This is a genomic window from Pelagibaculum spongiae (assembly GCF_003097315.1).
In the GTDB taxonomy this organism is placed as follows: Bacteria; Pseudomonadota; Gammaproteobacteria; order Enterobacterales; family Pelagibaculaceae; genus Pelagibaculum; species Pelagibaculum spongiae.
This window is the reverse complement of the sequence record NZ_QDDL01000006.1, coordinates 159,007-177,371: the sequence shown is the minus strand read 5'-3', so window position 1 is coordinate 177,371 and position 18,365 is coordinate 159,007. Positions and strand designations below refer to the sequence as shown.

Sequence of the window (18,365 nt, the reverse complement as noted above, 5' to 3'; positions counted from 1 at the left end):
TCAATAGTTGAATAAATCTTGCCGAATCGACTGGAAGCCTGTCTAACCAAGTGTGAAAATAGCCGCCGATTTGAGTCAGGAGTAAACTATGGAAATCTATCTGGTAGGTGGCGCTGTGCGAGACAGGCTACTTGGTCTACCTATCAAGGATCGCGACTGGGTAATTACCGGCAGCACTCCTGAGCAGATGATTGCCGACGGTTTTCAACCGGTGGGCAAAGATTTCCCGGTATTTCTCCACCCAAAAACCCATGAAGAGTTTGCACTGGCCAGAACCGAACGCAAGTCGGGCCACGGCTATCATGGCTTTACCTTCTTTGCCGACCCATCTGTCACTCTTGAACAAGATTTAATTCGCCGGGATCTAACCATCAATGCGATGGCAGAGGCTACTGACGGTAAAATTGTTGATCCATTCAATGGCCAACAAGACCTTGAAGATCGCTTGTTGCGCCATGTGTCAGATGCTTTCCTTGAAGATCCGCTTCGCCTGTTACGAGTCGCTCGTTTTGCTGCTCGTTTGGCGCCGTTAGGTTTTAAAGTCGCCGATGAAACCATGCTGCTAATGCAGCAAATCAGCCAATCTGGCGAGCTTGAGCATTTAACGCCAGAAAGAGTTTGGCAAGAAACTGAACGGGCACTGATGGAACAACAACCAGAAGTGTTTTTTGAAGTGCTGCGTCAGGCAGGTGCTTTGAAACATTTAATGCCCGAATTGGATCGCTTATGGGGCGTTCCCAACCCAGAAAAGTGGCACCCGGAAATCGATACCGGCATTCATACCATGATGGTGCTGCAGCAAGCAGTGCTTCTTGGTGCTGATGGGCCAACTCGCTTTGCCGCCTTGGCCCATGATTTTGGTAAAGGGGTTACTCCTCGAAAATTCTGGCCTAGTCACCGCGGCCATGAAGAAAAAGGTCGGGAGATTATCGAACATTTTTGTAAGCGATTAAAAATTCCCAATCGATATCGAGATCTGGCAGTGCTTACTTCGGTTTGGCATACCCATGCCCATCGCAGCCAACAATTACGCCCAGCCACTATTTTGAAATTACTGGAACAAACCGATGCTTTGCGTCGCCCTGCTAGATTTGTTGCATTTTTAATCGCCTGCGAAGCCGATGCCAAAGGCAGAACCGGACTGGAAAACAATCCATGGCCCCAGCGGAATTATTTAATTAAAGCTCAGCAAGCGGCAGCAACCATTAATGCTAGAGAAATAGTTGCCAAGGGAATTACTGGTGTCGAAGTCGGCGTGCATCTACATCAAGCGCGAGTCAATGCTATTCGCCAAGCTATTTCCAATTCCGAATAGCTGAACATTTATCATTTTATTTAATGGTCGTTGATTTTAACCGTCAGCGATCATTAGATAATTTGCATTTAATCAGTTTTGATCGCCTTCATCTCAGGCTTAACCTCACAGAATCCCCCTCATAGCAGCCTCAATTGTCCGGCTGTGCTACAGCGCCCGTAAAATATTGCGCTTCTGTCTATGATTGAAAAAATGATAATCAGTGGATCAATTGTAAATGGGACTTTTTAATCGGCTCGATCAAACGGTAATTGAAACTTCAGTTCGCGGCACAGAATTACTTGAAGCCCCATTATTAAATAAGGGCACCGCATTTACCGCTCAAGAAAGATCAACCTTGCGACTCGATGGCTTACTGCCATGTCGAGTGGAAACCATGCAAGACCAGCTAGATCGAGCCAAGATTACCTATAACAAACAGACGACCGACTTGCGCCGTCATGTTTATTTAAGAAGTCTGCAAGATAACAATGAAACACTGTTTTATGCTTTTTTACAGCAGCATCTAACTTCAGTGCTACCGATTATTTACACTCCTACAGTCGGAAAAGCATGTCAGTTATTTTCTGAGATTTACCGCAAACCACGCGGATTATTTATCTCCCACGACCTAATTGATTCCATCGATCAAATGCTAGCCAACGTGCCACAAGATATTAAAGTGATTGTGGTCACTGATGGTGAGCGGATTTTAGGACTGGGTGATTTAGGTATTGGCGGTATTGGTATTTCGATCGGTAAATTATCTTTGTATACCGCCATTGGTGGCATAGACCCTTATACCACCTTGCCAGTGACACTGGATGCCGGTACCAATAACCAAGAGCTACTCGATGATCCAAACTATTTGGGCCATCGCTATAATCGTCTTGATGAAGAGCGCTATTACCAGATGACCGATGCGTTTATCGCCGCGGTTAAGCGCCGTTGGCCAAAAGTTTTACTACAATTCGAAGACTTTGCTATCACCCATGCCAGCCCTCTATTGGCGCGCTATCAAGATCAGTTGTGCTGCTTTAATGATGATATTCAAGGCACCGCCTCTGTCACCTTGGGTACTATTCTCGCTGCTGCTCAGCGAGCCAATGTTCCTTTTAAAGATATGCGCGTGACGATTGTCGGTGCAGGCTCAGCAGGCTCTGGTATTGCAGAAACCATTATTCAAGCCAAGGTTGCGCAAGGTGCTACCGAGGCCAATGCTAGAGCACAAATCTTCATGGTCGATCGCCTTGGGTTAGTGCTAGATAATCAGCCAGATTTATATCCCTTCCAGCAAGCTTTGGCGCATCCGGTATCTATTACCAAAACTTGGGGCACTACCGGTGAACGGGCCGATTTATTGCAAGTGGTTGAACATGCTAAGCCGCATGCCATCGTCGGTGTTTGTGGTCAGCCAGGTATTTTCACTGAGGCAGTCATGAAGCAAATGGCTAAGAACCATAGCCAGCCAATCATTATGCCGCTGTCTAACCCGACCGCTCGTGCTGAGGCAATCCCTGAAGATGTTTTAAATTGGACTGAAGGCAAAGCGCTAGTCGCAACCGGCAGCCCGTTTAATCCGGTAAAAATCGGTGAAACTGAACACGTGATTGCCCAGTGCAATAACACTTATATTTTCCCTGGTATTGGCTTAGGTGTTTTGGCTGCAAAAGCCTCGCGGATCAGTGAGAATATGCTGCAAGCTGCGGCTTTGGAATTATCACAAATTAGTAACGGCGATTTCTCTCCTGGCGATTCATTGTTGCCACCGCTGGAAGATCTCGCTGTAGTCAGTCACAAAATTGCTGTAGCGGTTGCTAAGCAAGCGATCGCGGATGGTTACAGTAAATTAGAATCTTCAGATGCCGCAATTGAACAAGCGATTGAAGCAATTTACTGGCGCCCGAAATACCAGAAAACACTCGCTAGTTAGTTCATGTAAACAATGCGATGCCAGAAATTTTCTGGACAAAAAAGCCGATGCTGAATTTTTCAGCATCGGCTTTTTTTTGAAATGGCCGTCAGATCACAATCCATTCAAAAATTGGCAACTAATCTGTAGCAACATTAGATGCAAAAAGGATTTTTCTATGAAAACATTTGTTGCTGCACTACTCGCCAACTCAGCATTTGCTTTCACCAGCGCCACTCCTTCAGTACTTTGATATATCAAAGGTAAATTTATTTCAGAAAATATGCCTGTTAATATTATCCAATATGTGAAAGATAGTGATCCTTTAAAAAAAACATTATTTAAAGAAACAAATAGCATTCAGCATTCCAACAAGAATACTGGATCCATACGTCAAATCAAACTAAAGAAGATAACAGTAAATGTTTGACCAACATCTATTCAATAAAGAATTAAATATTGTATCAGATAAATATAAAAATCTTGAAAATAAATTTTCATGGCTAGAAAAATATAACGAAGAAGACGCTTACCAACTCTATAAAAATGCTAGCAGATCTAAATTAGGTTTTTTAGTCTGTGGTAGAACCAGAATAAACACTAGTCGTGACAGGTTTCGAGGCAGTTCTATAGAAGAAATTGAGCTGTCTAATCTTGGTACAACCAACCACAGCTGTGAAATTAGAGATCCTAGAGCTTCTTTTTCAGGATGTGGCAGCGTTTTACACTACAACACCAGTTGGCATTTTTTATTGAACGATGCTTGGCTGCTAGGTGGCATCCACGCCCAAATACAATTCCATTTAGCCTCACCACGCCATAGAGATAACATCATCAATCCAAGTGGTTCATTTTTAACTGTTACAGGAAGGGAGTTAATAGGCCTTGTGGCATTTGGCTATCGATTTGTAAAGAGCAAGAATACGGAGCAAGAAATTGCAGTGCCCTTTGACATAAAAAAAGCTAGAAATGCTAACTTTGAACAATATTGGATTGCGATAGACAGGCAAAATGACGGGAAAGATATAGATAAATCATTAATTGACCCAGCTGCTAATTTAGTCACGCCTCAATTGAAAAACGTGGGTATTTGGAACAAATACGCACACAAAAAACATAAATAATAAAGCCATTAAATTAATAATATAATGATTTTTCTTGATGGCTCCGTTCGATATTTTTATCTTCAACTGCGTCTATGTTTTGCAGTTTTTCTAAATAGCCAGCAGGTAACAATGCTTGTCTGGCCCCAACTAAAACATGTTGTAAATACCAATCATAAGGCTTTAATGAATAAACGATTGATGTTGCAACATAACCAATAGCTAAATGAACATCATCCTGAAGATCAAGAATATATAGTTGCTTTTGCTGATAGCCCGCACCAAGCCCTTCGATTTTATCTAACTTCTTTTTTGCTTCGTTATCAATTTCATACAGTACACCAAAAACAATATCGTCAGATTTTCCAGTATAAAACGCATCACATTTGGCTGAACCATCATCACCAGACTTATGAAAGCGAAGTTGGTAGCCAATCAGCTTGCCACTGCAAATTTGCTCAGCGCTGATTCTTTGTCGAATCCGCAACTGAGACATGTTCGAGCCATAAGCAAAATATTTCATGGTGGGAGCGCTTCCTGCGCAAGTTTATTTCAATGAGCTTAGTGTAGTCAGCGAAATAGAAGGGTCGCAAATCAGTTGATTGCTGATAAGAAAGATTATTACTATTTTGCATAGTAATCTATCAAAAACAATTATTAATTAAATAGCGGTGAAGTTGAACGCACCGCTATTTAATTTGATCAACCAATCATTATCAAGCTGCGTTTTTTTCAGCTGAATCTTGGTTATCTTTATTGCTAACAGAATCTTCGCTCAGCAATTCCTGTGCTGCTCTTGCTGGCATTTGCATCGATTCATTACTTAAAATGCCTTCAGCCAAAGCTTCTGTAATCAAGTCACTCATGTGATTCTCCTGAGGTGACGCGAAAATCCATCCTAATTTTCGCTAATTCATTTTAATGGCAAAGTAAACGAAAGAGTAAAAAATCAACTTTTTAGTTGGCCTTACCAACAAAAGATAGATCTCAACTTCCACTTCCATGCAAGCGCAAATTCGCGAGCATCATCACCATCACCAAAAACAAAGTAATAGTAACGTTATATTGCACTCTCAAGAAACCGATAACTAGAAGATAAATCAAGACTATCTAACATAGTGCATATAGCTAAAGCACATATCTACCCAAGAATGTAAGCCATTCTTGTTTTCTTTGCTTAACCAATACCTCAGTCGTTGCAACTCTTTTTTTCGGGCAACAGATTGATAAGCTTTCCATTACCTTGCCACAAGCCAGTTTGGGTGGGTGCTCCATGCTGATCAAGCTCAAGGTAACCAATCGCCGACTGGTTAATTAACCTTGGTCGTACTTCCTCTTGTGCCGACCTTTGGCGAATTCTCATACGCTTGCGTTTAGTAAACCAATTGAACAGTGAATAATCTCCAAAGAAAAAACGATTTCCCGCCTCAAGAATTTTTAATAGCACGCTTGGAAAACGATTTTTGATGCCACTACAAGTAAACTGCCAAATTCTAGGGCTATTTCTTCTAAAACGAATCGACACATCGTAAACAAAGGAATAATGCACATCACCAGAAAGAATAATGAAGTTCTGGGGTGTTTTTCGATGCAGAAAAATATTGAGCAAGGTATTAGCAGTACCTGGATGCGCCATCCAGTTTTCAGCATCGACCACTAAAGGGTGGCCAAGCCAAGTGAACAACCGCTGTATTGTTTCAATGAACTTCACACCAAAAATGGGTGCTGGAGCAACTAAAATCACCGAAGGTTGATTGATCATTTGTTGTTGTGCTTCGGTTAATGCTTCCCAATCCAATAAACCAGAAGGTTTGTTTAAGTTGCGCTCAGAACGCCAGCGCCTGGTTCGGCTATCTAATACAACAACCATCGGCGTAGTCGGCAAGCTATAGTGCCATCGCTCAAATTTAAGTAATTTGTTTATTGCTTGTTGGTGGTTTTCAATTTGTAAGAATCTACTGCTTACCGATACAGTTTCAGTGGCCAGTGTCGGCTTTAGTTCAGAAAAAAGCTGCTTTAATTCTGGCAATATTTCTGAAACAAAAACACTTGGATTATTACCCCAACCTTGGAATAAAAAATAACTAATTAATCCATTGCCAATGATTTGTTTTGAAAAAGGATGGCCATATGCGGCCTGTTCCCAACCAGCAGTTAAGTTCCAATCATCAGTTACATCATGATCATCAAAAATCATGTAACAAGGAACATTAGCCATCACTCTGGCACAAGCAGGCAAACCTTTCGCAAACAACTTTATTTGTTTTAATTCTTTATGCCAGAGTCGTTGCTGCTTTTTTTCTAATCTAGATAAAATAATCGATTGTTGAAACTCTAATTGCTGCCATATATACGGCCAAAGCGCAGGCGACCATACCAAAAGATACATAGCATTAAATTCTGCCATGCTAATTAAGTGATTTTCTTGATGGGTACTGGTAAATATCTCTGGCTGTCGCTCAAAACCTATTTTTGCTAAAAACCGATCGGCTTTCTTGTTTGGCATAGTGGCATGTTGAGTAGGCAGTAGTTTTTGCCGCTGATATAAATTATCTGAATGCTCGATCAATTGCTGACTATCAGTAAGAGGCTCTTGTTGTGAAAATCCATTTTCTGATCCATTGGCAAAACTTTCATGCCACAGCCCTAGTTTATTAATTACTATTTGAATCGCTATCAATAGCGGGCCAGCAACTGAATCTGCATAAATTTGGTCGCCAGTTAACAGCAGTAAATCTGGACAAGTCTTTCCATCGCTAATTTTTTGCTGCAATTGTTGATCACAAGTAATCATCGCATCAGGACAATCGCTATGTGGCAATCGGCAAGAACCATGCAACAGAGAACTGAGTTTATCTCTAAAGATCAAACTTGGACGCTGTGGCTGGCCAATATCGGCCGATGCGTATGTTAATTGAGTTTGTGGTGTATCTCTGCTCAAGCAAAACAGCTGGTCGGCACTTTGCGCTAACTGCAAGTCATAAAAATATTGCTGACCTGCCACCAGCGGTTGATCCAAATGAATCTCTAACAAACAAGTCCATGCTTGTTGGCCAATCTGCAGCTGCTGGCAATTATTATTAGTCAGAGCAACCCGCTGTATTAATACCTGCTCAAGCTGTTGATTGTTTGATACTTCGTTCTCAGTTGCCTGCTGCGTGGCAAACAACTCGAACTCTCCAGATAGAGGCCGAGACGAAGTTAGCCATAGAACCACTTGCTGCGACTCCAGCCGCCGCAAGATTGGACCGCAAACGATTAATGGTAAATTTGAATGGTTATCGACTAATGACATATTTTGAGACAGCAGAACTTCAAATGAATATTTTGGCAGTAGATAATAATTTTGCACGATTAACTAACGCTAACAAGTACAACCAGCACCGGTCAGCTCAGTTTACACAGAGAATTCATAATTTTTTCAGACAAGCTGACAAGGTTAAAGAAGAACAATAGTTGAAGGCGCCCAACATCCCTGTCAGGCAATGCCAGCGCTACATGGTGTATGTATCGCAGACAGAGGAGAGCAAAGCAAAGCATACAAGTTAACCAAGCTATTGAGCATATTGATCCATGCACATTTTTAATTCAGCCTGGAAACTTTCTTCGCTAGCTGATTGACCCCACAAGAACGCAGGCAATTGCGCATTAGTATGCTTACCGTCACCCACACTTTTCATCCTTTTAGCTTGTGTAATGAGTGCTTCACGTTGTTGCGCGCTTGCACTGCCTAACTTTGGAAAATTCAGTTTTGAATAACCAATTATCATTTGCCCACAAGCAGCCTGTTGAGCTTCACCCGTTACTTGGCTGGGCGGAATCGGTGGTAACTTTTCCGCACATCCTGTCGCGATACTCATACAAACAATTGCCAGTGCAATAAACAAAGGAACAACCAGTTTTTGTTTGATATCCATAAGGCAACTCCTTACTACCATTTTTACCAGCACGCTTATGTCTTCGCATTTATTTCGGGCATAAGCGTTACACTATGCCAATTGATTCAAATAAATTATTTATTATCTGATTCAGCAAGCGAAAAATCCTCTTAACTATGAAGATTACTCTTTTTAAAAATCATTGCAATACAACGCATGCATCGCAAAAAAAGATTATTTTTTGCATCTTTTACGCTTTAATTAGATAATATTTAACCTGCAGATCCACAAGCAATATTGAAGCTCAAAGACCAACAGCAGAGTTGCCCATGACCAAACCATCTGTGATGCTAAAAAAAGCTCAAATAAAGAATGCTCGATCAATACAATTGTTATGGTCTGAAATTTACCAAGAGAACTCTTGTTTTGTCGGGCAACCTGCATCTACTTCCAGAATCAAAGAGTTGATTGCCAGCAATAGGGTTCATAAAGTTCCTTACTTATTGGCTTTTTTCGGTGATCAACTTATCGGAAGCTGTGAAATCATCATCAGAAACAACAAGGCATTAATTGGTGTTATGGTGGATTCAAAATATCGGAAGTCTGGAACTGCGACCAGATTGATCAATGCTTGCTTGGAATACTTCAATCACTACGATAAAAACACTGTTTATTTATGGGTACTCGATAGGAATTTACCGGCTATTCAACTCTATAAAAAACTCGGTTTTATTCGCACCTCATCATCTCCCCGACCTATAAACAAAGACTCACATTTAATTGAGTTCAAGAAGCCGTAAAGAATCAAGCAACAAAAAAGGCCCTAACGACCTTTTTTGTTGCTTACAATTCAAAGTATTTCTTTATTAGATTACTTAACTTTGAATGTTTTGCTCTTACCTTCGAAGCTAACAATTTTCCCTGAGAATGGACGCTTACGATCACCCTTATGGACAATACGATAGGTGCCTTTTGCTTGTTCATTAGGAATTGTCCATTCGATAGTTGCTTTGGATGTTCCCCAAAACCAGCTCAAGCGTTTCCAGTGATATTTGGTTTCCCAATCATTATCTGTAGCGATGGTTACCCAGCGGAAACCTTTCCGTTGCTGCACTTGCAAATAACTATCTTCATTTCTGAAATCATTACGAGGGTGGCCTGTAAAGAATTCAGCAACTACAGTTTCTCCTCGGCGATAATTTCGAGGAAAATCTTTAGTATCTCGTTGCTGACCAAACCGTTTCCCTAAAGGTACGTTATCCCAAATCACACCGGTAATATTGATGATTTGTTTGTCAGATAAATCCCTAGGCTCGGGGCCCGCCGCAGTTAATTGCTGTTGAGACATATCCTGTGCCAATTCAGCTAAGACTTGCCGGTATGCCGCTAATGTCCAAGGGCCAAAATGAGTCGATCCGCCCTCATATTGCTGGCTAGAATATTCTTCATTGGTTGTGATATATCCAGAATACGCATTAGAAAGCGCCGCAATCGTAGTGTATTTAAGATCTGGCATATATTTTTCAGCAGTCGCTCGCAAACGGTGGCCAGAGACCACGGTAACTTCGCCTGGCATGGCAATAATGCCAAACTGACCAATTCGATGTAGCGCTATCGGCAACACTTCAGGCGTCCATGGATAAGGAAAACCTTTACCTGTAGCGATCAAAATTGGTTTTGGCTGGTGACAAGCGCGATCTTCTTCTGTTGGGAAGAATAAAATAGTTGAAGCTAATTTAGTCAACAGCCCCGCTTTAGTCTGGCCTTCATGCCAAATTTCTACCGGGCGACCATCTTCAGTGCCAGCAGCAAATGCTGGCCCCAGTGCAGCAACGCAGGTTTGCTGATCTTCGCTACCAGTAAACTTACTAGAAATAGTTTGCATGCTCATATTTTTATGGGCATGGCGATAATCAATCGCTCCGCTTAACTGATCTTTTGTTTCATAGAACATTTGCATGGCTTTTTGGTACTGCCAAAAACCAACCAAACGGGTGTTTTCAAATTCATCCTCAGTAGGCCCCCTTCCATTTAACCATACGTTTGGTGTTAAATCGCCACTGTTACCTTGAGCAAATGCGGCCACAAAATCATCGCCCATTTCTTTTTCAAATAAATACTCGGCATAACCTTTATTATCACCAGATAATAAAGTGTTAAACATGCTCATGGAAACGCCATGAACTGGAAACCAGTTTAATAGACCAATCGTTTTTCCTGACTGCTCTAGCCACAACGAAGTCATTAAACTATCAATACCATCTGGATAGAGTTTTGTAATTTCACCTGGGTTTTTCAAAAATGCTGGCATGCTACGATTGGCAACCACACCGTCAAGATTTGCCTGGTTGATCAATGCACTTCCGGGGGCTAGGTCGCTATGTGCTTGAGCCACAGCATCAACGATACCTTCAACCAACACGTCAAAATTTTCTTTAGCATGACCGGCACCGCTCGCATTATATAAGGTGTAATGGGATTGCCCGCTGGGTCCAGCATGAGTGTGAGTTGCCGAAATAATAACATTTTCAGTGCCATATAAGCCTTGAAATTCTTGAGCTAATTGGCTGGAAACTTCTTGTTTGATTGACTGAAATAACAATCCGACATCGGCATTAACGAAGACGATTCTCTTGGCTGTTTCCGGGTCAGCAATGATAAAAGCACGGGCAAATTGACGGGTATGAATTCCAGAGGATTTCTGGTCAGGATTGGCATATCCCAGCATGACGACTTCAGCGGCAGATCCGGTAATATCAGCTTTACCAACACCCACCAGATAATTATTTTCAAATGCATTGGCGATTGAACTGCCAACAAAAAGACAAGCAGCTACAACAAAATTTGCCAGGTGCTTCATGAGATCTCCTTTTGTTAATGCTGTAGCATCAACATATTATTATTCTTGGAAATCTGTCTGAAAACCGTTAGAAAACTACGCTGGTTTTCGGGCAGGCGTTCTATATTGCAGTTCTAAATTATTACCGCATCAATAAAACACAAGCATTTTCTATCTTTTAGTGGCAAAGGTTACAGGATGTAGCAAGTCATTCTGTTAATTGACTTTAATTGAAGAAGTTTCTAAAAATCAGCGGGGTTTTGTAAGAATTTTTTCAGGTGAATCAGAAGGGAAAAGCATTGGGGTTCAGTACAAAGCACTTCCCCCCAGCTGAGTATAAAGATTACAGAGTCGCCTCTTCCTCTACAGAACCCAGTTTGCCGAGAATACCACTCAATTGTTCTTCCCAGGACTTGATATCGTCCTTCAAGCGCTGATTGTCAGCTTCCAAATCAGACTTGGTTTCGCGCAGTTCTTCAATTTCCATCTTCTGCAGGCTCAGCAGTTCCATTACTTCTGAAATCCGGCCTTCCAGTTGAGTTAGTTGTTCAAGCGCCATGATAATTGCTCACTTAAAGTTCAGCGGCTCCATAGCCGGGGAAACGAAGTATAGCGCGAGACAGCATCAGGTAAAGCTGAAGGCGAAATTTGCGACATAAAAATCCGCTATACGAGGAGAGAAAGTGCACTGATGGCACCTTATTAGCCGCTGCGAGCTAAGTGAACATGCACTTTAATTTAATCATTGCTTCGAAAGACTTTGATGGTAGCAGCGAAAGCTATCGCTGCTACCAAAAGAATTCACGTAGGCAATAAAATTTAAACTGGTGGCGTTACTTAAGAATCTGTCCCATCGACTGACCCATACGAACTACTGATTCAGAGGTCAAATTTTCAGCCCACTCGCTACTGCCTTCTGGCAGCAACATAATCACCGTTGAACCGAGTAAGAATCGACCCATTTCATCACCGCGCTCAAGACAAATTGGCTTAATAACCTGTTCTGGATATTCCCATTGCTGAACTTCTTTGCCTGCCGGTGGTGTTACTAGGCCAGACCAGACTGTTTCAATACCAGCAACAATCATTGCGCCGACCAGAACTAAAGCGACGGGACCTATCTCAGTTTCAAAAATAGCAACCACTCGCTCATTACGAGCAAACAGATTAGGCACTTGTCGGGCGGTTAGAGGATTTACTGAAAATAAACGACCTGGAACATGCACCATTTGCGTCAAACGGCCTGCAATCGGCATATGAACTCGATGATAATCTTTTGGCGATAAATAAATCGTGGCAAACTTACCGCCTTGAAAAGGCGCAGCTCGTTCTTCACTTCCACCTAATAAATCAGCCAGAGAATAGTCATGACCCTTTGCCTGAAAAATACGGCCATTTTCAATATTACCCAACTGACTAATCGCACCGTCTGCAGGACATACTAATTGCTTGGCATCTTCTGGTAATGGACGCATCCCTTGCTTCAGACTTCGGGTAAAGAAGTCGTTGAAGCTTTCGTAGCTTTCCGGATCTTCTCTCTCAGCTTGACTCAGATCTACTTGATAGCGTTTGATAAACCAGTGAATGATTTTGTTTTTCAGGTTTGGCATACCTTTATTGGCAGCCAAGCTTCCAACCAATCGAGACAGTAAATGGTGTGGCACGGCATGCTGGATTCCAGCAATCAGGCGTTCTGTATTGTCTTGTTTCACGGATAGTGTCCTGAAAAAACGTGTAATTAATTTTCTACCGGGGTGTCATCACTGTTACCCCACTCGCCCCAAGATCCTGCATAGCCTTTGACGCGCGAATATCCAAGAAGGGTCATAATCAGCCAAGTATAAGATGAACGATGGTGTGTCTGACAGTGAGTAACTATTAATTTATCTTTAGTAATTCCCTGTTGATCCAATTGTCGCTGCAAATCTTTCAGCGGCAACATTCTCATTGCATCATCTGCTGACCAAGTTTTACGCCAATCCAAATTCACAGCACCAGGAATATGCCCCGCTAAATTTGCCAGCTTCTTTTCACCAGAAAATTCTTGGGGTGATCGCGCATCCCATATCACTAACTGGTCTTCACCAAGTAAAGCAAGTAATTCGGTCTTGGAAATCAAGCTCTTGCCGCTAAAAATAAATTGATTATCAACTACTTCTGGCAAGTTAACCTCAGATTCCAATGGCAAACCTGCTCGAATCCAACTTGGTAATCCACCGTTCAGATAACAACTATTTTTCAGGCCAAATTGCTCCAACACCCACATCAACCTAGCAGAGCGCCCGCCGCCCATATCGTCATAAGCGATAATAGTTTTACTGCCATCAATACCATGGCTGGCAAGTGTTTGCTTCAGCTGTGATAGCGGCGGTAACAGCCCCGGTGCTGGCTGCTGGTTTAGCGTGAGCAGGTTGTAGTCTAGAAAAATAGCACCTGGAATATGCTGCTGTTGATAACGCTCAGCAGTGCCCATATCAACCAATAAAATCTGGGGATCAGATAGCCGCTCAGACAGTTGGCTTGCCTCGAGCAGTCTAGGAAGTGTCGTAGAAGTAGTCATGAAAATCAGCTTTATTGGCCCGCAAGAAAGTTGATTGTAACTGGGGCAGCCTAAGCTGTAAAAATCGCACTGTTGATGGTGAATGATCCAGCCATCGCTACAGTAAACCTACTCTGCTATTCGGCTAAATATTGCCAACTGTCTGCACCATCGAAATTTTGCACGGCCAGCTCAGTTAATTTATCGTCATCTAACATTCTGGCATTGATTGTCACTCTTAGTTTTTTAGATGACACATAGTGTGTACAGCAACCACATTCTAGGCAATAATGAAGTTATTTATCTAGAGATATCAGCCGTAGTCAGCGTAATATTTCTGCAATGGCATTGTGCTGCTACTGTATTATTTGCCCTCTCCAATTCAATTATATTTCAGTTAAATTTAAGCAATAAAATAATACATTTTTTTTGAATTATTCATATAAAAAGAAGTATTGTTAGAAAAATTTCCCGTTTAATTTAACTGATCCAGATTACACTTGGTAGCACTTTTACAGCTTCTGCCTGTTCAAATTGATCTTACCAATTGCACTTTAGTCAATCAGTTGATAATAATAGTGCTGCTGCACAAAACTCTGAGGACGCTATGTTTGGCTTGGTCAAGCAACCCACTAAAGTTCTAACAGACAAAGATCTGGAAGAAATGACACTGGTTGAATTACAACAAGCTCGCCGCAAACGCTGGGCTAGCGACCAACAACTCAAACGTATCAGCCAAGAATTGGCTCGGCGAGACCCGCTTACAGATTGGAGTTGCCAGCGCTGTGGGCGAGAGAAGTACCACGAGAAAGAAATTTTTACCGATGGTAGCTATGGCGATAGCATGTTTCAGTGGGAACGGTACAAATTTCATGCTGTCATTTGCAACTATTGCGGCAAATCTGAATTCTATAATACCCGTATGACTTCAGATGATGATGGGTTTGGAGTGTTTAGTCCAGAGCATTAATCACGACTTACTTTGAATGGATTAATATCTATTTCTAAAAACCCCAAAAGCCACTAACTTTATATAATTATTTTGAGTGCCAAAGCTTTTAGATAATTTTTTCCAATATAACCATTGCATTGAACATAATAAACGCAACATTTTTATTCCATGAAGAACCTGGAAACTTATTGTTATTTCTGAGTATTCCTTTGTTGAACTCAGGAACAACCCCCCATTGAAAGGTTATTTTTTTCTGACGACCAAAGACATGCAGCAGGCCTTCCAACCTAAATGAAATCCGAAGAAAACTCAGCAATAAATCCCATAGCTTTCAGTGCCGAAACATAATCAACAAAGTATAAAACCATAGAATCAGTTCTGTTTTCATCTGGCTTCTTAATTATTATTTTAAAATCAAATGTGACCTTGTATTTTTCCATGTAGCTTATAATTACAGCCAATAAATCATGAAATCTTTCTTCATCATATTCAATGTAAACTTTGAACTGCACTTTTTCTGGGTCACTATTTTTATCAGTAAAAATCAGCTACCCAGTAAGACTTGTCTTTAAATAAAAAATTGGGCTATCAATATCTCGACAGAAACTCGGCATCATGACAGATATAAAACAAACATAATAATTTATAAATACATGCTTTTTTTGTTCTAGCAAAGAGGCAACTTCACCTCTTTTTATCGGTTTGTTTTTATGTTCAGAGCTCACCAGAGCATTATAGACAGATAAGTGGCCATCGGTAGATCGAATAAACTCTTCGAATCGAGGCCTTAGTTTAAGATATACCTTTTGAAAATTTTCCCTGACATCTTCAATATGAATATTATTCAATACAATACGTAAATTTTTTTCAGATATTTTTTTGCACCAATATTTTCAAAAAGAATAGGGGAATTAACTGGCGGTGCATCTTCAAGTTCTTCAATACTCAATGCTTGGGATTGCTGGCTAGTAAAGCGGTGTTCTATTGATTGCTCTAATCCTCTGGGCGAGCCGATATGGATCGTTCTAAAATAGGTAATTCGCTAGGAACAACTCTACTTCGCTCCCTAAAGCCAGGAAAGCAACATAATAAACTCGCGATAACTTTCGGCAGCATATTTAGATAATTACTTAACTAATTTATTTCAGTGTAGGCCAGACAGATACTACCGCTATCTTCGAGTTAATTTCATTAACAACGGCTTTAACAGCATCTTCAACTTTGGCTGCTGGTTTGCCGAAAATTCTACTGGTCGACAGGCTTTAATTCCCGCTAGACCTATGCGTCCGGTATATAACCCTAAGCCTAGCCCTTGCATGATTTTTGATGCACTAAGGCTGGCCAGTGAAGCGATACCCGCTTCGCCGACTAGCTGATCGAGTAATGCTTCACTGGCACCCGCCAATGCCAAATGATTAATCACCGACTTCATCAAACGCCAACGATTGGCTAATGAGGGTCGCAGACCGTAAATCTGGCCAATTTGATTAAGCATTTTAGTATTGCGATAGAGTGAGAACAGCATATCTAAACCAACCCAAGGGCTCAGCGCAACTACGGTGCCGGTCGTTAAGCTATGTTGTGAAATTAGCTTCAGTGCTTGCTGGTCGAGCGGCTTTAAAAAGTGCTGCTCAATGTGATTCAAAGTTTCTAAATCATCGGCATAGTCAGGCAAACTATCTAAAGTTTTTTGTAGTAGTTCGGCATGTGGTTTTCCAGCATACAAACTTTGAAACCGATGAATCAGGCTCGCTCTGGCAGCATGACTTCGCCCTTGGCTATTTTCAGTTGCCGTTTCATTCTCGACCTGACTTTGTAGCGCCAGTGCTTGAAGGTCTGCGGCAATTTGTAAATCATGATCTGATAAAAATGAGCACACTGCTTTAATGCTAAAGCCAGTTAAACCCATCATTAATGCTGAAAATGCTGCAGCCAGACTCCAATGCGTATTTAATGCGGCACTAAATATTTGCCAAACTTCATAACCAGCAATCACACCAATAATCGTCAACAATGAAATAACAAAACCTTTCAAACCGGCGATTGGCAGTTTTTCCAATGTCAGTAACGATGATAAATTTGAGGTATTAAAATCAATATCGGCAACCGATTCGATGGATTGCGGCAATTGATCTTCCGTTGAATCTATTTCAGGCTGCCAATCTCGTCCTTGAAGTTTTTCTTTGGCTTGCGGTTGCTTAGTCTGTTGTTTTTTATGCTCGGATTCAGGCTTAAAGCAATAGGCTTGACGATCTTGATTTTGGTTATTTTTTTCATTATTAATCATAATTTATCACCAACAATAACCTGTAGCAGACTATCTAAACGAATATGTGGCAAGCATGCATTGTGTTGTCCGGCTAAAGCAGCAGGTGGACTTAACAAGGGTATTTTCCATTCAATAAATGGCTGCCATACTAATTGCCCTTGTTCAGTATTCGCTGGAATTTGCTCCGGAATTGGCGGATGCACATAGCCAATCGGTTGGCCTTGAGCATTATGACCAACAATTGCAGCTTGGCCTTGATTAATCGTTTCTTTAGATGCCCTAATCGCTGAAATTGCCTCAATTGCTGGTGTGACACCTTGGTGACGTGCTTGACGATATGCCGCTTGAACCACTTCGGCTAATAGCTGGCGCATCGCTTCATGATCGCTAGCAACTAACTGATCAATTTTGCTTGCGACAAATAAAACCTTATCTATTTTTGGTGAAAACAGACGTGCTAATTTTCCTTGCTTACCATAACTAAAGCTTCGTGAAATACCACTCAGTGCTTGGCGAGTGTCTTGCAGTTTATCTGGCCCACCATTCAATGATGCAATTAGATCGACTAAAATAATTTGTCGATCGATTTTACTAAAAAACTCGCTATAAAAAGGTTTCACTAGTTGATCGACATATTGCTGATAGTGTTTTTTACACACTTTATACCAGCTATTCTCTTCGGCATTTTCCAATTGTTCCAATGACCAGCTCTTAGCGCCCGTCAAAGGAATAAAATTACATAAATCTGCTTGAGCCAATTGACTGCTGGCGTCGTCAGATTGGCCTGTTGCGGCTGACCAATCACCGGTTAAAAATCGCCCAGGAAAGATCTGGCTAAAACCTTGGGCTTTAGCATCAAGTAGATATTCAGAAAATTCGATGATTAATTTATTTAATTCAGATTGATCAAAGCTCGCTAACGGTGCCAAACTTGATATTTTTTTCGCTAGCTGCTGCCCTCTTTCTGTTCGGTTGAATAGCTCAGCATACCAAGCAGACCAGTCCGCAAAACTCATTTCTAACAGCTGTAGATCTAACAACCATTCGCCAGGGTAATCTCGAATTTCAATCCAACAAGAATAATACTCTCGCTTTAACGGATTAAAATTAGCATCTTTTTTGGCCAATTTAAGCTCAAGCAAACAGCCGCTAATACCACGAGTCGCTTCAGGCCACTGCGGATGGGCTTCGGTCAGATTGGCTAGCGATGCTTGGTAGGGAAAAAGCGGTAAATCATCTAACGGATGGATTTTTGCCCCGAGTAATCGTTGGTCCATTGCCGGTGCAAAGCCGCCTAACTTGGCAGATTCCCCTTGCAACAATTGATTAATCAGACTGGTGATGAAAGTAGTTTTTCCGCTGCGTGAAAGGCCGGTAATACCGATACTAAAACGCCGGTCGGATATTCGCTGTAGCTGTTTTTTTGCCGCACGGCGGCCAACTAATGCATTTTCTGCCAGAGACTTCGACCAGCGATTCCAGCTCGATGATAAACTGGTTTTTGAACTGCTCTTTTCCGGCATACACACCTCCCAACCATTTTGATATGGCAATCTGCTACCAGCAGATCGCCATTAAT

18 protein-coding genes are annotated in these 18,365 nt (G+C 41.6%); 5 read left to right on the top strand and 13 right to left on the bottom strand.

The features are described from left to right. Positions 1 to 88: 88 nt before the first annotated feature. Positions 89 to 1,315 carry a multifunctional CCA addition/repair protein gene (locus DC094_RS14950; protein WP_116687929.1) on the top strand — a complete coding sequence of 409 codons (1,227 nt, stop codon included), beginning with the start codon at positions 89 to 91 and terminating at the stop codon, positions 1,313 to 1,315. A 217-nt stretch (positions 1,316 to 1,532) separates the two neighbouring features. Further along, positions 1,533 to 3,227 carry an NAD-dependent malic enzyme gene (locus DC094_RS14945; protein WP_116687928.1) on the top strand — a complete coding sequence of 565 codons (1,695 nt, stop codon included), beginning with the start codon at positions 1,533 to 1,535 and terminating at the stop codon, positions 3,225 to 3,227. Positions 3,228 to 3,320: 93 nt separating this feature from the next. On the opposite strand, the gene DC094_RS14940 is transcribed toward DC094_RS14945, so the two are convergent. Continuing rightward, the gene (locus DC094_RS14940; protein WP_116687927.1) at positions 3,321 to 3,566 is read right to left on the bottom strand and encodes a hypothetical protein; all 246 of its coding nucleotides are present in this window, start codon (positions 3,564 to 3,566) and stop codon (positions 3,321 to 3,323) included. Between the two features lie 62 nt (positions 3,567 to 3,628). Here DC094_RS14940 and DC094_RS14935 point away from each other — a divergent pair, with 62 nt between their 5' ends. Then, the gene (locus DC094_RS14935; RefSeq protein WP_116687926.1) at positions 3,629 to 4,330 is read left to right on the top strand and encodes a hypothetical protein; all 702 of its coding nucleotides are present in this window, start codon (positions 3,629 to 3,631) and stop codon (positions 4,328 to 4,330) included. Positions 4,331 to 4,343: 13 nt separating this feature from the next. Here DC094_RS14935 and DC094_RS14930 read toward each other — a convergent pair whose 3' ends face one another. From DC094_RS14930 to DC094_RS14920, 4 genes are all read right to left on the bottom strand, one after another. Further along, on the bottom strand, positions 4,344 to 4,832 hold the full coding sequence (locus DC094_RS14930; RefSeq protein WP_116687925.1) for a gamma-glutamylcyclotransferase family protein: 489 nt from the start codon (positions 4,830 to 4,832) through the stop codon (positions 4,344 to 4,346). Between the two features lie 193 nt (positions 4,833 to 5,025). Continuing rightward, positions 5,026 to 5,175, bottom strand: coding sequence for a hypothetical protein (locus DC094_RS22150; protein ID WP_158527345.1), 150 nt, complete (start codon positions 5,173 to 5,175; stop codon positions 5,026 to 5,028). Between the two features lie 323 nt (positions 5,176 to 5,498). Then, positions 5,499 to 7,604, bottom strand: a complete 2,106-nt coding sequence (locus DC094_RS14925) for a metallophosphoesterase family protein (RefSeq protein WP_116687924.1) — start codon at positions 7,602 to 7,604, stop codon at positions 5,499 to 5,501. Between the two features lie 259 nt (positions 7,605 to 7,863). Then, a complete protein-coding gene (locus DC094_RS14920) occupies positions 7,864 to 8,226 on the bottom strand; it encodes a hypothetical protein (RefSeq protein ID WP_116687923.1) in 363 nt (120 codons plus the stop codon). A gap of 290 nt (positions 8,227 to 8,516) precedes the next feature. Between DC094_RS14920 and DC094_RS14915 the strand changes: the two genes are divergently transcribed. Next, positions 8,517 to 8,987, top strand: coding sequence for a GNAT family N-acetyltransferase (locus DC094_RS14915; RefSeq protein WP_116687922.1), 471 nt, complete (start codon positions 8,517 to 8,519; stop codon positions 8,985 to 8,987). Positions 8,988 to 9,058: 71 nt separating this feature from the next. On the opposite strand, the gene DC094_RS14910 is transcribed toward DC094_RS14915, so the two are convergent. The 4 genes from DC094_RS14910 to DC094_RS14895 form a co-directional block, all read right to left on the bottom strand. Continuing rightward, entirely contained in the window at positions 9,059 to 11,047 is a 1,989-nt protein-coding gene (locus tag DC094_RS14910; protein WP_116687921.1) for a neutral/alkaline ceramidase, read from the bottom strand. A 322-nt stretch (positions 11,048 to 11,369) separates the two neighbouring features. Next, a complete protein-coding gene (zapB, locus tag DC094_RS14905; protein ID WP_116687920.1) occupies positions 11,370 to 11,585 on the bottom strand; it encodes a cell division protein ZapB in 216 nt (71 codons plus the stop codon). Between the two features lie 274 nt (positions 11,586 to 11,859). Then, positions 11,860 to 12,738 carry an archaetidylserine decarboxylase gene (asd, locus tag DC094_RS14900; protein ID WP_241504063.1) on the bottom strand — a complete coding sequence of 293 codons (879 nt, stop codon included), beginning with the start codon at positions 12,736 to 12,738 and terminating at the stop codon, positions 11,860 to 11,862. Positions 12,739 to 12,764: 26 nt separating this feature from the next. After that, positions 12,765 to 13,586: a sulfurtransferase gene (locus DC094_RS14895; protein ID WP_116687919.1), complete on the bottom strand. Its 822-nt coding sequence runs from the start codon at positions 13,584 to 13,586 to the stop codon at positions 12,765 to 12,767. 526 nt (positions 13,587 to 14,112) lie between these two features. On the opposite strand from DC094_RS14895, the gene DC094_RS14890 reads away from it, so the two are divergent. Then, positions 14,113 to 14,535 (top strand): zinc ribbon domain-containing protein, encoded by a 423-nt coding sequence (locus DC094_RS14890; RefSeq protein WP_116687918.1) that lies wholly within the window; start codon positions 14,113 to 14,115, stop codon positions 14,533 to 14,535. A gap of 88 nt (positions 14,536 to 14,623) precedes the next feature. On the opposite strand, the gene DC094_RS14885 is transcribed toward DC094_RS14890, so the two are convergent. The 4 genes from DC094_RS14885 to DC094_RS14865 all read right to left on the bottom strand — a co-directional run bounded on the left by DC094_RS14885 (position 14,624) and on the right by DC094_RS14865 (position 18,309). Further along, a complete protein-coding gene (locus tag DC094_RS14885) occupies positions 14,624 to 14,803 on the bottom strand; it encodes a hypothetical protein (RefSeq protein WP_116687917.1) in 180 nt (59 codons plus the stop codon). A 1-nt stretch (position 14,804) separates the two neighbouring features. Beyond that, positions 14,805 to 15,062, bottom strand: a complete 258-nt coding sequence (locus DC094_RS14880; RefSeq protein WP_255420937.1) for a T3SS effector HopA1 family protein — start codon at positions 15,060 to 15,062, stop codon at positions 14,805 to 14,807. A gap of 626 nt (positions 15,063 to 15,688) precedes the next feature. Beyond that, positions 15,689 to 16,804: a YcjF family protein gene (locus DC094_RS14870; RefSeq protein WP_116687914.1), complete on the bottom strand. Its 1,116-nt coding sequence runs from the start codon at positions 16,802 to 16,804 to the stop codon at positions 15,689 to 15,691. Further along, positions 16,801 to 18,309, bottom strand: coding sequence for a YcjX family protein (locus tag DC094_RS14865; protein ID WP_116687913.1), 1,509 nt, complete (start codon positions 18,307 to 18,309; stop codon positions 16,801 to 16,803). Before DC094_RS14865 ends, DC094_RS14870 begins: the two co-directional genes overlap by 4 nt. Positions 18,310 to 18,365 lie beyond the last annotated feature (56 nt).